This is a genomic window from Rubrivirga sp., assembly GCF_965213695.1.
Taxonomy (GTDB): Bacteria; Bacteroidota; Rhodothermia; order Rhodothermales; family Rubricoccaceae; genus Rubrivirga.
This window is the reverse complement of record NZ_OZ243912.1, coordinates 1,201,282-1,215,327: the sequence shown is the minus strand read 5'-3', so window position 1 is coordinate 1,215,327 and position 14,046 is coordinate 1,201,282. Positions and strand designations below refer to the sequence as shown.

Sequence of the window (14,046 nt, the reverse complement as noted above, 5' to 3'; positions counted from 1 at the left end):
GGTCCGTGCAACGACGCGCGCGATCCGTGCACCCCGCTCAGAGACGGGTAGGGAACGCCTCGGCGCCGCTCGCGAGGTCCCCTCTCCCCGGGAGAGAGACGGGTGAGGGGCCGGAGGCGTCGCCAGGCCCCCGTGCGTCGGCGGCTGGCCCCCTCACCCTCGCCCTCTCCCTCCGGCTGACAAGGGGAGGCTCTCCCAGCCCGGCCCCCCTCTCTCACGCCGTCATTGGCTGGCGCCGTCGCTTCGCGGGGATGACAGGGTTGGGAAATGGGGTCTTCTGCGAAAGCCTCCCCCTACCCGTTCCCCCGGGGGGTGGAGAGGGGACCCGATCTCGCTCACCAAACGGTTCTTCAGACGGCGGCTGGCCGGCCGCTGGCCGTGGGCGCCTCCGCCTTCCCGGCGTACTCGGTCGGCGTCCGGCCGAAGGCGTCCCGGAACGAGCGCGTAAAGTAGGAGACGCTGTTGAACCCGACGGCGTAGGCGATCTCGGCGACGGTCCCGGTCCGGCGGGCCAGCAGCGCCGCGCCCTGGCGCAGCCGGTGCGACCGGATGGCCGTCGAGGGCGGCTGGCCGTGGAGCTCCTGCATCCGCCGCCGGAGCTGGGACCCGCTCAGGCCGACGGCCTCGGCGAGCGCCGACGGCCCGAACGACGGGTCGGCGAACCGGTCGTGGATGGCCGCGTCGATCCGCCCGCGCAGGGCGTCGTCGGCCGAGGGGAGGTCGGGGAAGGCGTCCAGGACGGCCGGCGCCGGGAGCTGGTCGCGCCACGCCCGCCGCCCCGCGATCAGGTTGTCGACGCGGGCCCTCAGCTCGCGGCTGTCGAACGGCTTGGCGAGGTAGTCGTCGGCCCCGGCGCCGAGGCCGAGCAGCCGGTCCTCGACGTCGGCCCGGGCCGTGAGCAGGACGACCGGGAGGAACTGGAGGTCGGGGTCGGCCTTGAGGGCGGCGCACAGGGCGAGCCCGTCCATCTCGGGCATCGCCACGTCGCTCACGACGAGGTCGGGGAGGTGGGCCCGCGCGACGGCCAGCCCCTCGGCCCCGTCGGCGGCTTCGAGGACGTCGTAGTCCGCCCGGAGCACGTCGGCGACGTAGGCGCGGACCTCGTCCGAGTCCTCGACCACCAGGACCGTCGTCCGGTCGGCGTCGTCGGTGGCGGGCGGCCGCTCGGGCTCGGCGTCGGGCTCGGGGACGGCCGGGGCGTAGCGGCCGGCCGGGGCGTGCCCGGCGTCGGCGAGCGGGAGGCGGACGGTGAACGTCGTCCCGGCCCCCGGCTGGCTCGCCACCCCGACGCTCCCGCCCAGGAGGACCGCCGCCTCGCGGACGAGAGACAGCCCGAGCCCGGTGCTGCTCGACTGGCCCTCGTGGGCCTGGGCGAACCGGTCGAAGACGCGGTCGAGCCGGTCGGGCGGGATGCCGACCCCGGTGTCGCGGACGCGCAGGACGGCCGTCTCCCCCTCGACGTCCAGCGAGACCCGGACCGCGCCCCCGGCCGGCGTGTACTTGGTCGCGTTCGACAGGAGGTTGAACAGGATGTGCTCGAGCAGGGCCACGTCGAAGTCGCCCACGACGGGCGCCTCGGGAGCGCTCAGCGCCAGCGTCAGGCCGCGGCGCTCGGCGTGCTCGGCGAACGCCGCCACGAGCGCGCGCGCGAACGCCGTCAGGTCGACCCGGCGCAGGACGACCTCGGCCCGGCCCGACTCGAGCCGCGAGAGGTCGAGGATCTGGTCGACCAGGTGGAGGAGCCGGCGGCCGTTGCGGCGGACGCCCTCGAGCGTCCGGCGGAGGCCGTCGGGGAGCCGGTCGCCCTCGGTGGCCAGCGTGTCCTCGACGGGCCCCAGGATGAGCGTGAGCGGCGTCCGCGTCTCGTGGCTGATGTTGGCGAACAGCCGCCGCTGGTCCTCGTCGTGCCGGCGGAGCGCTTGGGCCTGGCGCTCGGTCCGGGCCTGCTCCCGGGCCAGCTCCGACGTCCGCGAGGCGACCTCGACCCGGAGCCGGCGCTCCTGGACCCGCAGCGACTCGGTCCGCCAGCGGTACCCGCCCACCACGGCCCCGACGGCGGCCACCAGCAGGAGCAGCCGGAACCACGTCGAGGCCCACCACGGCGGCGGCAGCCGGACCGTGACCAGGGCGGCGGCGGCGCTCCAGACGCCGTAGGCGTTCGAGGCCCGGACGCGGAACGTGTAGGTCCCCGGCGCGAGGTTCGTGTAGCGGGCCTCGCGCGCGGCCGTGACCGGCTGCCACCCCTCGTCGACGCCCTCCAGCACGTACTGGTACCGGTTCTCCTCCGGCGCCGAGTAGTGGAGGCCGACGTACTCGAACGAGACCCCGTCCTGGCCGGGCCGGAGCCGGACGGCGCGGCCGTCGCCGAGCGCGCCGGGGCCGGCCACGACGACCTCGCTGCCCGCCACGACGCGGCGCAGCCTCACCTCGGGCGGGTACGGGTTCTCGCGCAGCTGGGCCGGGTCGAACACGTTGAGCCCGTCGAGCCCCCCGAACATCAGCGTGCCGTCGGCGGCCTTGTGGCTCGCGCCCCGGTTGAACTCGCGCCCCTGGAGCCCGCGCCGCTCGCCCACCGACGTGACCCGGTCGGTCGCGGGGTCGAGCCGCGCCAGCCCGCCGTTCGTGCTGAACCAGACCTGGCCGACGTCGTCGACGAGGACCCCGTTGATGTAGTTGTTGGGCAGGTCCGAGTTGGACCGCGTGTACCGGACCGCGCGCCGCGTCGCCAGGTCGAAGCGGTTGAGCCCGGCGACCGTCCCGACCCACAGCACGGAGTCGCCCTGGGCCGCGAGCGAGAGCGTCCCGTCGCTCGAGAGCGACGCGGGGTCGGCGGGGTCGTGGCGGAACACCTCCCGAGCCCCGGTGCCCGGCTCGTAGCGGACGAGCCCCTCGTACGTCGCGATCCACAGGGCGCCCCGGGGGTCCTCGTAGATCGCGAGCCCGCCCGTGCCCTCCAGGGCCACCGTGTAGGCCCCGGTCTCGGGGTCCAGCCTCATCACGTGGCCGCTCCCGACCCAGTAGCGCCCCTCGTGGTCTTGGTGGACGAAGGCGGGGTTGGTCGCCGCCGAGGGCCGGTCAGGGAACGGGTAGCTGCGGACGACCCGGCCCGAGGCGTCGTGCCGGCGGACGCCCCAGTGCACCACCGACCACAGCGCCCCCGAGCGGTCGCGGTCGAGCCCGTAGACGGTCAGGTCCGAGCGGTCGGGCCACGCGAGACCGGCGGGGGCCACGGGGAGCGGGAGCCGCGTCACGCGCCCGGTCGCGCGGTCGATCCGGTTGAGCCCGGCGCTGTTGAGCCCCGCCCAGATCGACGCCCGGTCGGACTCGACGGAGCGGAGGCTCGGCGACGCCAGCGACGCCGGGTCGCCGGGGCGGTCGCGGTAGACGGGGAGCCGCGAGGTCAGGAAGTCCGCGAACGCCACGCCGCTCCCGGCCGTGGCGATCCAGAAGAGCCCGGTCGCGTCGTAGAGGACCGCCAGCGGCGGGGCCTCGGGCAGACCGATCGGGTTCCCGGCCGCGTTCGGACGGACCGCCAGCACGCGCTCGGCCTCGACGTCGAACAGGACGAAGCCCGCGTCGGTGGCCAGCCACAGCCAGCCGCGCGCCGGCTCGGGGAACAGCGCGCGCGACCGGACGCGCAGCTCGGGCGCCTCGAAGCGCCGGGCCCGGCGCGCGGACGGGTCGTAGGCGACCAGCCCGGCCTCGGTCGCCAGCCACAGCCGCCCGTCCTGGGAGTGGATGGCGCGGACGTGCGGCGACGGCTCGCCGAGCGGGTGGTGCGTCAGGGTGAGCGTGCCCGGCGCGACGTGGTAGAGCCCCCGCCTCAGGACCCCCACCCAGAGGCCCCCGTCGTCGGCCCGGGCGAGCGGCCCCGCGTTGAAGCCCGGCCCGTCGCGGAGGTGGGCGAACCGGCCCGTGGCGGGGTCGAACCGGGAGGCGCCCTCGTCGGTCGTGATCCACATCGCGCCGTCGGCGCCCTCCATCAGCGCGTGGACCCGGCCCGAGGGGAGGTGCCGGTCGTCGGTCGCCCCCGCGGGGAGGCGCTCGAACCGCTGCGTCTCGGGGACGAAGCGGGCGACGCCGGCCGTGTTGAACCCGACCCAGAGCGTCCCGTCGCTCGACACGTAGAGGGCCGTCACGACCGGGCTGGGGAGCGACCTCGGATCGTCCGGGTCCGGCTCGAACACGTCGAACTGGTAGCCGTCGTAGCGGGCCAGCCCGCCGGCGGTCCCGAACCACAGGAACCCCAGCGAGTCGCGCGCGACCGACGTCACGAACGTCTGAGGCAGACCGTCGCGGATCGTGAGCTGGTGGAACCTCAGGTCGACCCGCTGCGCGTGCGCCCCGGCCCCGAGGGCGGTCAGGACGAGCAGCAAGAGCGGGCGGAGCCTCACAAGACCGACGGCATGTGGAACAGATGGTACGACGGCGCGCCGCCCGTCGCCGGCCTCCACCTCAGGGCGACCGCACGCTACCGCCCCCACCGCTTCTCGGCCGGTCCCCACCGAGGCGGGGCAGACGGCTGCGCTCCCGGGCCGACCTCCCCCTCGCCCGCGAGGCCTCCCCACGGGAGGGCCGCTCAGGCGACCGTCGCCCGGGCGGCCACCTCGCGGCGGACGACCGGCGCCACCTCGGTCCCGAACAGCTCGATCGCCCGCAGCACGTCGGCGTGCGGGATCGGGCCGACGGTGAGCTGGAGCAGGTGCCGGTCGTGGCCGAACAGCTCGTGCTGGTACAGGATCTTGTCGATGACCTCCTGCGGGCTCCCGAGCACGAGGGCCCCGTCGGGCGCGATCTCGGCCTCGAACCGGGCCCGCGACGGGGGCGGCCACCCGCGCTCGCGCCCGATCCGCCCCATCGTCTCCATGAACGGGCCGACGGCGGCCTCGGCCGCGGCCTCGGCCGTGTCGGCCAGGAAGCCGTGGCCGTTGATCGACACCTTGAGGGCCGACGGGTCGTGGCCGGCCTCGGCGCCGGCCTCCCGGTACACGTCGATGAGCGGCGCGAACCGGCTCGGCTGCCCGCCGATGATCGCCAGCGCCAGCGGCAGCCCCAGCCGACCGGCCCGGACGACCGACTGCAACGTCCCCCCGACGGCGACCCAGACCGGCAGCGGGTCCTGGATCGGGCGCGGGTAGACGGCCTGCGCCCGGAGCGGCGCCCGGTGCCGGCCGCTCCACGTCACGACCTCCGACGACCGGAGCGCCAGCAGCAGGTCCAGCTTCTCGGTGAACAGCGTGTCGTAGTCGCCCAGGTCGTAGCCGAAGAGGGGGAACGACTCGGTAAAGGAGCCGCGCCCGACCAGGACCTCGGCCCGGCCGCCCGACAGCAGGTCGAGCGTGGCGAAGTCCTGGAACACGCGGACCGGGTCGTCGGACGACAGGACGGTGACGGCACTCGTCAGACGGATCCGCTCGGTCCGCGCGGCAGCGGCGGCCAGCACGACAGCCGGCGCCGACGCCGCGTAGTCGGCCCGGTGGTGCTCGCCGACGCCGAACACGTCCAAGCCGACCTGGTCGGCCAGGGCGATCTCGTCGAGCAGGTCGCGCAGCCGGGTCGTGTCGGTGCCATCGGGCGGCACTTCGGCGAACGAGAACAGGCCGAGCTCCATGTCGTCCAATTGGCTGTTGCGCCAACCAAACGCCTCGGCCGCCCCCCGGGTCCCCGCTCGCGGTCGGGTACCTTCGGCACGTGGCCTCCCCCCTCCCCTCGTGATCCGGCTCCGCGGCGTCGCCAAGCGGTACGGGCCCGACGTGGCCCTCTGGCCGACCGACCTCGACGTGGCCCGGGGCGAGGTGGTCGCCTTGCTCGGCACGAGCGGCGGCGGCAAGTCGACGCTGCTCCGCATGATCCTCGGGCTCGTCGTGCCCGACGCCGGGACGGTTACGGTCGACGGGACCGAGGTCACCGCGGCCACGGCCGACGCGGTCCGCCGGCGGGCCGGCTACGTGGTCCAGGGCGGCGGCCTGTTCCCCCACCTGACCGCTCGCGACAACGCCGGGCTCGTCGCCCGCCACCTCGGCTGGAGCGCCGCCCGGACCGACGCCCGGCTGGCGGAGCTGGCCGACCTGACGGCCCTGGCGCCCGGCCTGCTCGACCGGTTCCCCGCCGAGCTCTCGGGCGGGCAGCGCCAGCGGGCGGCCCTGCTCCGCGCGCTCGTCCTCGGCCCCGGCCTGCTCCTCCTCGACGAGCCCCTGGGCGCGCTCGACCCGATCACTCGGGACGCGCTTCAGACCGACCTCGGGCGGCTCATCCGTGATCTCGGCGCGACCGTCGTCCTGGTCACGCACGACCTGCGCGAGGCCGCCGTCTTGGCCGACCGCGTGGCGGTGATGGACGGCGGCTACGTCGTCCAGCGGGGCCCGCTCGCGGAGGTGGCCGCGGCCCCGGCGACCCCGTTCGTCGAGGCGTTCGTCGAGGCCCAGCGCTACGCGCTGCCGTGAGAGGCTTTCTCCTTCTCCCGCAGATCGGTAGGGTCACCATGCATGGTGTCCCCACGGCCTGGCGAGACGTTGGAACAGCGCTCGCGCTCCTCTGCCTGCTGGCGGCCACCGTCCGTGCGCAGGGCGCCGAGGTCGTCGTCGGGTCGAAGACGTTTACCGAGGGCGTCGTGCTGGGCGAGGTCGTGGCCCAGACGGCCCGGGCCGCGGGCGTCGAGGCCGTCCACCGCCGCGAGGTCGGCGGGACGCGCGTGCTGTGGAGCGCGCTGCTGCGCGGCGACCTCGACGCCTACCCCGAGTACACCGGCACGCTGGCCCAGGAGATCTTCGCCGGCCAGGAGGTCGGCACGGACCAGGCGCTGGCGGCGGCCCTCGCGCGCGAGGGGGTCCGGATGACGGCGCCGCTCGGGTTCAACAACACCTACGCCGTCGGGATGACGGAGGCCCGGGCCCGAGCGCTCGGCGTCGAGGCCGTCTCCGACCTCGCCGGCCACCCCGATCTCCAGCTCGGGTTCTCGAACGAGTTCCTCGACCGCGCCGACGGCTGGCCCGGCCTCCGACGGGCGTACGGTCTGCCCCAGACGGACGTGAGGGGCCTCGACCACGACCTCGCCTTGCGCGCGCTCCAGGCCGGCGACCTCGACGCGACCGACCTCTACTCGACCGACGCCGAGATCGCCGCCTTCGGCCTGCGCGTCTTGCGCGACGACCGCGCCTTTTTTCCCCGCTACGACGCCGTCGTGTTGTACCGCGAGGGCACGGACCCGGCCGCCGTCGCCGCGTGGGACGCCCTCGCGGGCACGCTCTCGGCCGACACCATGGCGGCGCTCAACGCCCGCGTCCGTCTGGACGGCCAGCCCGAGGCGGTCGTCGCGGCGGGCTGGCTGCGCGAGCGGTTCGGCACGGTCGGCGAGGTGGCCGTCGCCAGTCGGGCCGAGCGCGTGTGGCAGCGGACGCGCGAGCACTTGGCGCTCGTCGGGCTGTCGCTGGCGGCGGCCATCGCGGTCGCGATCCCGCTGGGCGTGCTGGCGGCCAAGGTCCGGTGGCTCGAGGCGCCCGTGCTGGGCGCGGTCAGCGTGGCCTACACGATCCCGTCGCTGGCGCTGCTGGTGTTCATGCTGCCGCTGCTCGGCATCGGCGCGGCGCCGGCCCTCGCGGCGCTGTTCCTGTACAGCCTCCTGCCCATCGTCCGGAACACGCACGCGGGGCTGGCGGGGATCGCGCCGGTCCTGTGCGAGAGCGCGGCGGCGCTGGGGCTGCCCGCGGCGGTCCGCTTGCGGCGGATCGAGCTGCCGCTGGCGTCGCCATCGGTCCTGGCCGGCGTCCAGACGAGCGCCGTCATCAACGTGGGGACGGCGACGCTGGGGGCCTTGGTCGGCGCCGGCGGCTACGGGCAACCGATCCTGACCGGCATCCGCCTGGACGACGTCGGGCTGATCCTGGAGGGGGCCGTCCCGGCGGCGCTGATGGCACTCGCGGCGCAGGGCCTGTTCTCGCTGCTCGGCCGGTGGGCGGTCCCGCGCGGGCTGAGGCTGTAGCTCGCTGGCGCTCGCGGGGGGCTCGCTGGCGCTCGCGGGAAATGGGAACGGGGAACGGGGAAAGGGCAGAGGCGGACGGGCACGGCGCGCGGGCAGAGGCACGGCGGTCGGACGGGGCGAGGGCACGGCACGCCGTGCCCTCTACGGCGGGGCCCCGCCGGAACCTTTCCCGAGGCGCCGTTGAACTCCGAACTCCGAACTCCGAACTCCGAACTCCGAACTCCGAACTCCGAACTCCGAACTCCGAACTCCGAACTCCGAACTCCGAACTCCGATGCTCGACGCCCTCCGTGATCGCCTCGCCGAGGTGGCCGACCTCGGCCACGCCGCCGCCGTCCTCGAGTGGGACCAGGAGACCTTCATGCCGCCCGGCGGGGCCGAGGGCCGCGGCCGGCAGATCGCCACGCTCCGGCGGATCGCCCACGAGCGGTTTACGGACCCCGCCGTCGGCGAGTGGCTGGCGGCGGCCCGGCCCGAGACCGACCTCGACCGGGCGCTCGTCCGGGTGACCCGGCGCGACTGGGACCGGGCGACGCTGCTGCCGGCGCGGCTGGTGTCCGAGAAAGCGGAGGCGTCGGCGCGGGCGATGGAGGCGTGGAAGGCGGCCCGCGAAACGGACGCCTTCGCCCTGTTCGCGCCCCACCTCGCGTACGTTCTGGCGCTGGCGCGGGAGGAGGCCGACCTGGTCCGCCCGCTCGTGGCCGCCGAGCGCGGGCCGGGCTACGCGCCCTCGGCCGCCGACGCCCGTTACGACGCGCTCTTGGACGAGTACGAGCCCGGTGCCTCGACCGCGTCCGTGGCCGAGACCTTCCGCCAGCTCCGCGAGGGGCTCGTCCCGCTCGTCGCCGCTGCCGCCGAGGCGCCAGCGCCCGACGACTCGTTCTTGCGCGTGCCGTTCGACGCCGATGCCCAGTGGGCCTTCGGGCTCGACGTGGCCGAGCGGCTGGGCTACAGCCTCGACCACGGCCGCCAGGACCGCTCGGCCCACCCGTTCACGACGTCGTTCGGGACGACGGACGTCCGCGTCACGACGCGCGTCGATCCGGCCTTCTTCCCGACGGCGTTTTTCAGCACGGTCCATGAGGCCGGGCACGGGATCTACGAGCAGGGGTTCGCACCCGGGCTTGAGGGCACGCCGCTGGCGGACGGCGCCTCGCTCGGCGTCCACGAGAGCCAGTCGCGGCTGTACGAGAACTTGGTCGCGCGCGGCGGGCCGTTCTGGACGTGGGCGTACCCGAGGCTCCAGGCCCGGTTTCCGCACCTCGCCGACGTGCCGCGCCGGGCGTTCGTCCGCGCCGTCAACCGGGTCGAGCCGTCGCTCATCCGCGTCGAGGCCGACGAGCTGACGTACCACCTCCACGTGCTCTTGCGGTTCGAGCTCGAACGGGCGCTGCTCTCGGGCGACCTCCCCGTGGCCGACCTCCCCGGCGCGTGGCGTGACGGGATGCGCGACCTGCTCGGCGTCGCGCCCAACACCGACGCCGACGGGTGCTTGCAGGACGTCCACTGGTCGCTCGGCGCCGTCGGCTACTTCCCGACCTACACGCTGGGGACGCTGATGTCGGTCCAGCTCTGGAACGCGGCGGACCGGGACCTCGGCGGGCTCGACGCTCTGCTCGCGGCCGGCGAGTTCGGCCCGTTGTTGGGCTGGCTGAGGGAGCACGTCCACCGCTGGGGCCGCGCCAAGACGGCCGACGAGGTCCTGCGCGACGCGACGGGCTCCGGGCTCGACGCGGCGCCGTGGTTGGCGTACGCCGAAGCGAAGGTGAAGCGGCTGTACGACCTCTCGTGACACGTCCCCAGGACCGAGCCGATTCCGGCTACCCGTCCCGCATCGCGAGCGCCGGGTTCGTCCGCGCCATCCGCCACGCCGGGTAGACGCCCGCCAGCAGCGCCGCGCCGACGGCCAGCCCGACCGCCTGGAGCAGCACCGACGGCGAGACCGAGAACGCCAGCGTCCACCCGAACGAGCGGACGTTGACGACGAACACCAACACGGCCGCCAGCGCCAGCCCCAGCGGGACCGCCAGCAGCCCGGCCCACAGCCCCATCAGCCCGGTCTCGGCGACCACCATCGTGCGGACCTCGGCCGGCGTCATGCCCTGGGCCCGCAGCATCGCCAGCTCGCGGCGGCGCTCGAGCTGCAACGCCATCAGCGCCGAGAGCACCCCGACGAACGCGACGGCGACGGCCAGCAGCCGGAGCACGCTCGTCACCACGAACGTCTGGTCGAAGATCTCCAGGCTCGCCTGGCGCAAGTCCCGGTTCGAGCGGACGATGACCTGCTGCCCGCTCGCCTCCGCGAGCGCCCGAGCCCGCTGGACGAGCGCGCCGACGTCGGCGCCGGGCGCGGCGGTGAGGGCAGTGCCGGCGAAGCCGGGGTCGCGGAACGACTCCAAAAACGGCCGCTCGTCCATCAGCACGACGCCCAGGTCGTTGCCGTAGTCGTAATAGATGCCGGTGACCGGGTAGCGGCGCGTCCCCCGGTCGGTCGGCAGCGCGAGCGTGTCGCCGACGGCCACGTCGAACCGGAACGCGAACGGCTCGCTGACGGCGACGCCGCCACTCGGCGCGGCCTCGGCGACGGCGGCGGCCGAGCCCGCCTTGTAACGGTAGATGCCGGCCCGCGTCTCGTCGATCCGGGCGACGACCAGGTCGAACGGCCCCGAGCCCGTGTCGAGCGTCCGCACGCGGATGGCGTCGGCGCGGGCGACGCCGTCGAGCGCCTGGAGGTCGGCGGCGAGGGCGGGGTCGAGGACGGCGCCGCCGCGGCGGAAGACCGTGGCCGGGGGCTGGACGTAGACGTCGGAGACGAGCACGGCCCCGAGCCAGTCGGCCACGGTCGTCCGGAACGACGAGACCATCGTGGCCACGCCGACGGTCGCGGCGACGGCCACGGCGAGCGCGGCCACGGCCACGGCCGTCCGGCTCAGGCTCGAAGAGACGCCGCGCGCGGCCATCCGCCCGACCGGGCCCAGCAGCCGACCGAGCACGGGCCGAGCCAGCGCCGCCCACGCCCGCGTCAGCCACGGGATGGCGAGGGCGAACCCGGCCAGGATCCCGAGCATCCCCACGTAGGCGCCGGGCACGCCGGCCGGGACCCACAGCGACGCGACGCCGAGCGCCAGCACGGCCGCGCCCCACACGGCGAGGCGGCCGGCGCCGGCCGCCAGCCGGTCCTCCTGCGTCGACCGCCGGAGTGCGCTCGCCGGCGCCGTCGACGCGGCCTCCCACCCGGGCCGGAGCGCGCCGACGGCCGTCGCCCCCAACCCCAGGGCCACGCCCTTCAGCAGCGACACCGGCGACAGCGCCAGCTCGCGGACCCGGACGACGAAGTACAGGTCGCCGATGGTCTGAGTCACCAGCCGCACCAGCCCGGTCCCCATCGCCACGCCCAGCGCCAGCCCGAGCGCGGTCCCGACGGCGCCGACGACGAGCGCCTCGCCCAGGATCGTCCGGAACACCTCGGCCCGCGTCACGCCGAGCGCGCGGTACGTGCCGAGCACGCGCCGCCGCTGGACGACGGCGAACGTCACGGTGTTGTAAATCAAAAAGACGCCGACGACGAGGGCCAGCAGCGACAGCGCGGTCAGGTTGAGCCGGAACGCCGCCGTCATCGTCGACAGCGCCTCCGCCTGGGTCGACGCCGGGCGGACCTCGGCGCCCGCCGGCAGCGCCGCCCGCACGGCCTCGACCGCCGCCGTGTCGCCGAGGGGCAGCACGAGGTCGATGCGAGTGAGGCGCCCTGCAGGCGCGGGACTGGGGACTGGGGACTGGGGACCGGGGGCAGAGGGCTCGGAGCTCGCGTCCATCCGCCCCGCAGTCCCCAACCCCTCAGTTCCTACGTCCCCCACCATTCCGAACCACTCCTGCGCCGTCGCCACGTCGGCCACCAGGAGGTTTTGCAGGGCGCTCGCGGAGCGGTCGTCGTCGGGCTGGAGCAGGCCGACGACCTCGGCCACCTCGAGACGGCCGCCGACGCGCAAGCCCAGCGTGTCGCCGACGGCGACGCCCAGCTCGACCGCCGTGCCCTCGGAGACCAGGACGGCGCCCGGCACGGTCAGGAACGTGCCGGCGTCGAGCTGGCCGGGCCCGCCGACGAACGGCCGGAAGGCGGCCTCGGCGAACGGGTCGACGCCGAGCACCGACACGACGCGGTACGGTTGCCGAGCCACGCGCGCGTCGCCCTCGACGACCGGCGCGATCGCCTCGACGGCCGGCTCGACGCTCAGCCGGGCCACCAGCGACCCGTCGACGCCGCCCGGCCCGCCGACGACCTGGTGCGTCGCCCGGCCCGCCACGGCCTCGCCCGACAGCTCGAAGGCGCGCAGCGCGCTCGCGTTCGCCAGGTCGACGGCCACGCTCACGGCCACGCCGAGCGCGACGCCCAGGACCGAGAGCGCGGTCAGCAGCGGGTGCCGCACGAGGTACCGGCGGCTCGAACGGGCGAGGGGCATGGCGTCGCGGGGGGCCGCCCGTACTCCGGCCCGCGCGACGCGGATTCGGCGACCGGGCCACGTGCTGGCGGGCGCAGTGACGTGGGGACACCATGCATGGTGTCCCTACCCAGCGTCCGCCCCCGGGGCGGCCTCCGCTACAAATCCGCTGGCGGCGTCCAGCGCAGGACCGTCAGCCGGCCGGTCCCGTCACTGCCGTAGACGTAGCCGCCGGGCGACGGCAGCGTGACGCCCCAGTTCCCGTCCATCGACACGTCGTCGTTGCGGCCGTAGGTGTCGTGGCGGGCGACGACGGTCGGAGCCGAGAGGTCGGCGAGGTCGAGGACGTAGACGCCGGCCGTGTAGTGGGAGAGGAAGGCGTAGCGGCCCCGGACGAGCGCGTTGTGGGCGATCCGGTTGGCGCCCAGCCACTCGCCGACGAGCTCCGGGTTCTCGGGGTCCTCCACGTTCCAGACCTTGACCGTCTTCTCGGCCGTCTCCTCCGTCGTGACCACGTGGCGGCCGTCGTCGGTGGGCCAGACGTTGTGGACGTAGCCGGCGTTCGGGACGGTCACGCGGCTGACGAGCGCCGGCGCGGCCTTGTCGGTCGTGTCCCAGATCGAGTAGGTCGGGTTCCGGCCCTCGGCCACGTAGAGCCGGTCCTCTCGGGCGAACACGTCGTGGACGTCGCCTACGTCGAGCCGGCCGACGACGACGGGCGCGACGGGGTCGTCGAGGTCGAGGATGACGACGGTCTCGCCGTTCGAGTCGAGCACGTAGGCGTGGCCCGTCGCCGTGTCGATGGACAGGTTGTGGGACGAGACGAGGGCGTCGCCGGGCCCGCGCATCACGGCCACCTCTTGGGCCCGCTCGGGCAACCCGCTCAGGTCGATGATCTGCAACCCCTCGCTGGGCCCGGTCGCCTCGGTGACGACGTAGGCGTACTCGCCGTACGTCTTGATGTCGCGCCAGTACCACCGCGCGTCCTCCGTCGGCCCGGGGATGCGGGCGACGACTTCGAGGCTCGGCACGGCCACGACCGAGACGCCGTCGATGTCGCCCATGATGGCGTACTCGGCCCCGTCGGGCGCGACGTAGCCCCACACGTCGGAGCCGCCGGTCTCGAGCGAGTCGGTGACGACAGCCGGCAGGTCGACGGTCCCCACCAGGTCGAGCGTCTGGGCGCTGGCGGCGGTGACCAGGACGAGGGTGAGCGCGAGAAGGCGGGTCATAGCGGCGGGGAGCGGGGAGGGTGGAGAATAGAGAATGGAGGGCGGCACTGGCGAGGCGGTCGCCCCCCCTGCCCCGGGCCCTGTCATCCTGAGCGCCAGCGACGGATCTCGACACGGTGGAGAAGCCGTAGGGAACCCGAGTTGTGTCTGAACCGAGAGAGGCGGTGGGACCGGAGACGGAGGACGGGGGACCGGCTTCCCCGACGGGTCTCAGGCGGTCCTCCGTCCCCCGTCCTCGGTCCCGACGAACGCGAGGACCGGAGGCACAACTTGAGTTAGGGGATGGCAGAAGGGGCTTGCGGATTGTGCTGAGATCCTTCGCTGCGCTCAGGATGACAAGGTGGGAGGGTCGGTGACCTCATGAGAACGCGCTCGCCGGGCTCGGAGGAAGCGCCTCTGC

At 74.8% G+C, this 14,046-nt stretch carries 7 protein-coding genes; 3 read left to right on the top strand and 4 right to left on the bottom strand.

All coding sequences use genetic code 11. The features are described from left to right. Nucleotides 1-350 precede the first annotated feature (350 nt). Nucleotides 351-4,394, bottom strand: coding sequence for a hybrid sensor histidine kinase/response regulator transcription factor (locus ACOOHE_RS05295; RefSeq protein ID WP_420456757.1), 4,044 nt, complete (start codon nt 4,392-4,394; stop codon nt 351-353). Between the two features lie 185 nt (nt 4,395-4,579). Next, entirely contained in the window at nt 4,580-5,611 is a 1,032-nt protein-coding gene (locus ACOOHE_RS05290) for an LLM class flavin-dependent oxidoreductase (RefSeq protein ID WP_420456756.1), read from the bottom strand. Between the two features lie 100 nt (nt 5,612-5,711). Here ACOOHE_RS05290 and ACOOHE_RS05285 point away from each other — a divergent pair, with 100 nt between their 5' ends. From ACOOHE_RS05285 to ACOOHE_RS05275, 3 genes are all read left to right on the top strand, one after another. Next, nucleotides 5,712-6,443 carry an ATP-binding cassette domain-containing protein gene (locus ACOOHE_RS05285; protein WP_420456755.1) on the top strand — a complete coding sequence of 244 codons (732 nt, stop codon included), beginning with the start codon at nt 5,712-5,714 and terminating at the stop codon, nt 6,441-6,443. 38 nt (nt 6,444-6,481) lie between these two features. Continuing rightward, nucleotides 6,482-7,978, top strand: coding sequence for a glycine betaine ABC transporter substrate-binding protein (locus ACOOHE_RS05280; RefSeq protein ID WP_420456754.1), 1,497 nt, complete (start codon nt 6,482-6,484; stop codon nt 7,976-7,978). Between the two features lie 274 nt (nt 7,979-8,252). Further along, on the top strand, nt 8,253-9,770 hold the full coding sequence (locus tag ACOOHE_RS05275; protein ID WP_420456753.1) for a carboxypeptidase M32: 1,518 nt from the start codon (nt 8,253-8,255) through the stop codon (nt 9,768-9,770). 28 nt (nt 9,771-9,798) lie between these two features. On the opposite strand, the gene ACOOHE_RS05270 is transcribed toward ACOOHE_RS05275, so the two are convergent. Both ACOOHE_RS05270 and ACOOHE_RS05265 read right to left on the bottom strand, forming a co-directional pair. Then, on the bottom strand, nt 9,799-12,435 hold the full coding sequence (locus tag ACOOHE_RS05270) for an FtsX-like permease family protein (protein WP_420456752.1): 2,637 nt from the start codon (nt 12,433-12,435) through the stop codon (nt 9,799-9,801). Between the two features lie 137 nt (nt 12,436-12,572). Further along, a complete protein-coding gene (locus tag ACOOHE_RS05265) occupies nt 12,573-13,646 on the bottom strand; it encodes a choice-of-anchor B family protein (protein WP_420456751.1) in 1,074 nt (357 codons plus the stop codon). Nucleotides 13,647-14,046: the final 400 nt, after the last annotated feature.

Coding starts and splice junctions, on each gene's coding strand:
- ACOOHE_RS05290 (WP_420456756.1), bottom strand. CDS start 5,611: ATGGAGCTCGGCCTGTTCTCGTTCGCCGAAGTGCCGCCCGATGGCACC.
- ACOOHE_RS05280 (WP_420456754.1), top strand. CDS start 6,482: ATGCATGGTGTCCCCACGGCCTGGCGAGACGTTGGAACAGCGCTCGCG.
- ACOOHE_RS05275 (WP_420456753.1), top strand. CDS start 8,253: ATGCTCGACGCCCTCCGTGATCGCCTCGCCGAGGTGGCCGACCTCGGC.
- ACOOHE_RS05270 (WP_420456752.1), bottom strand. CDS start 12,435: ATGCCCCTCGCCCGTTCGAGCCGCCGGTACCTCGTGCGGCACCCGCTG.
- ACOOHE_RS05265 (WP_420456751.1), bottom strand. CDS start 13,646: ATGACCCGCCTTCTCGCGCTCACCCTCGTCCTGGTCACCGCCGCCAGC.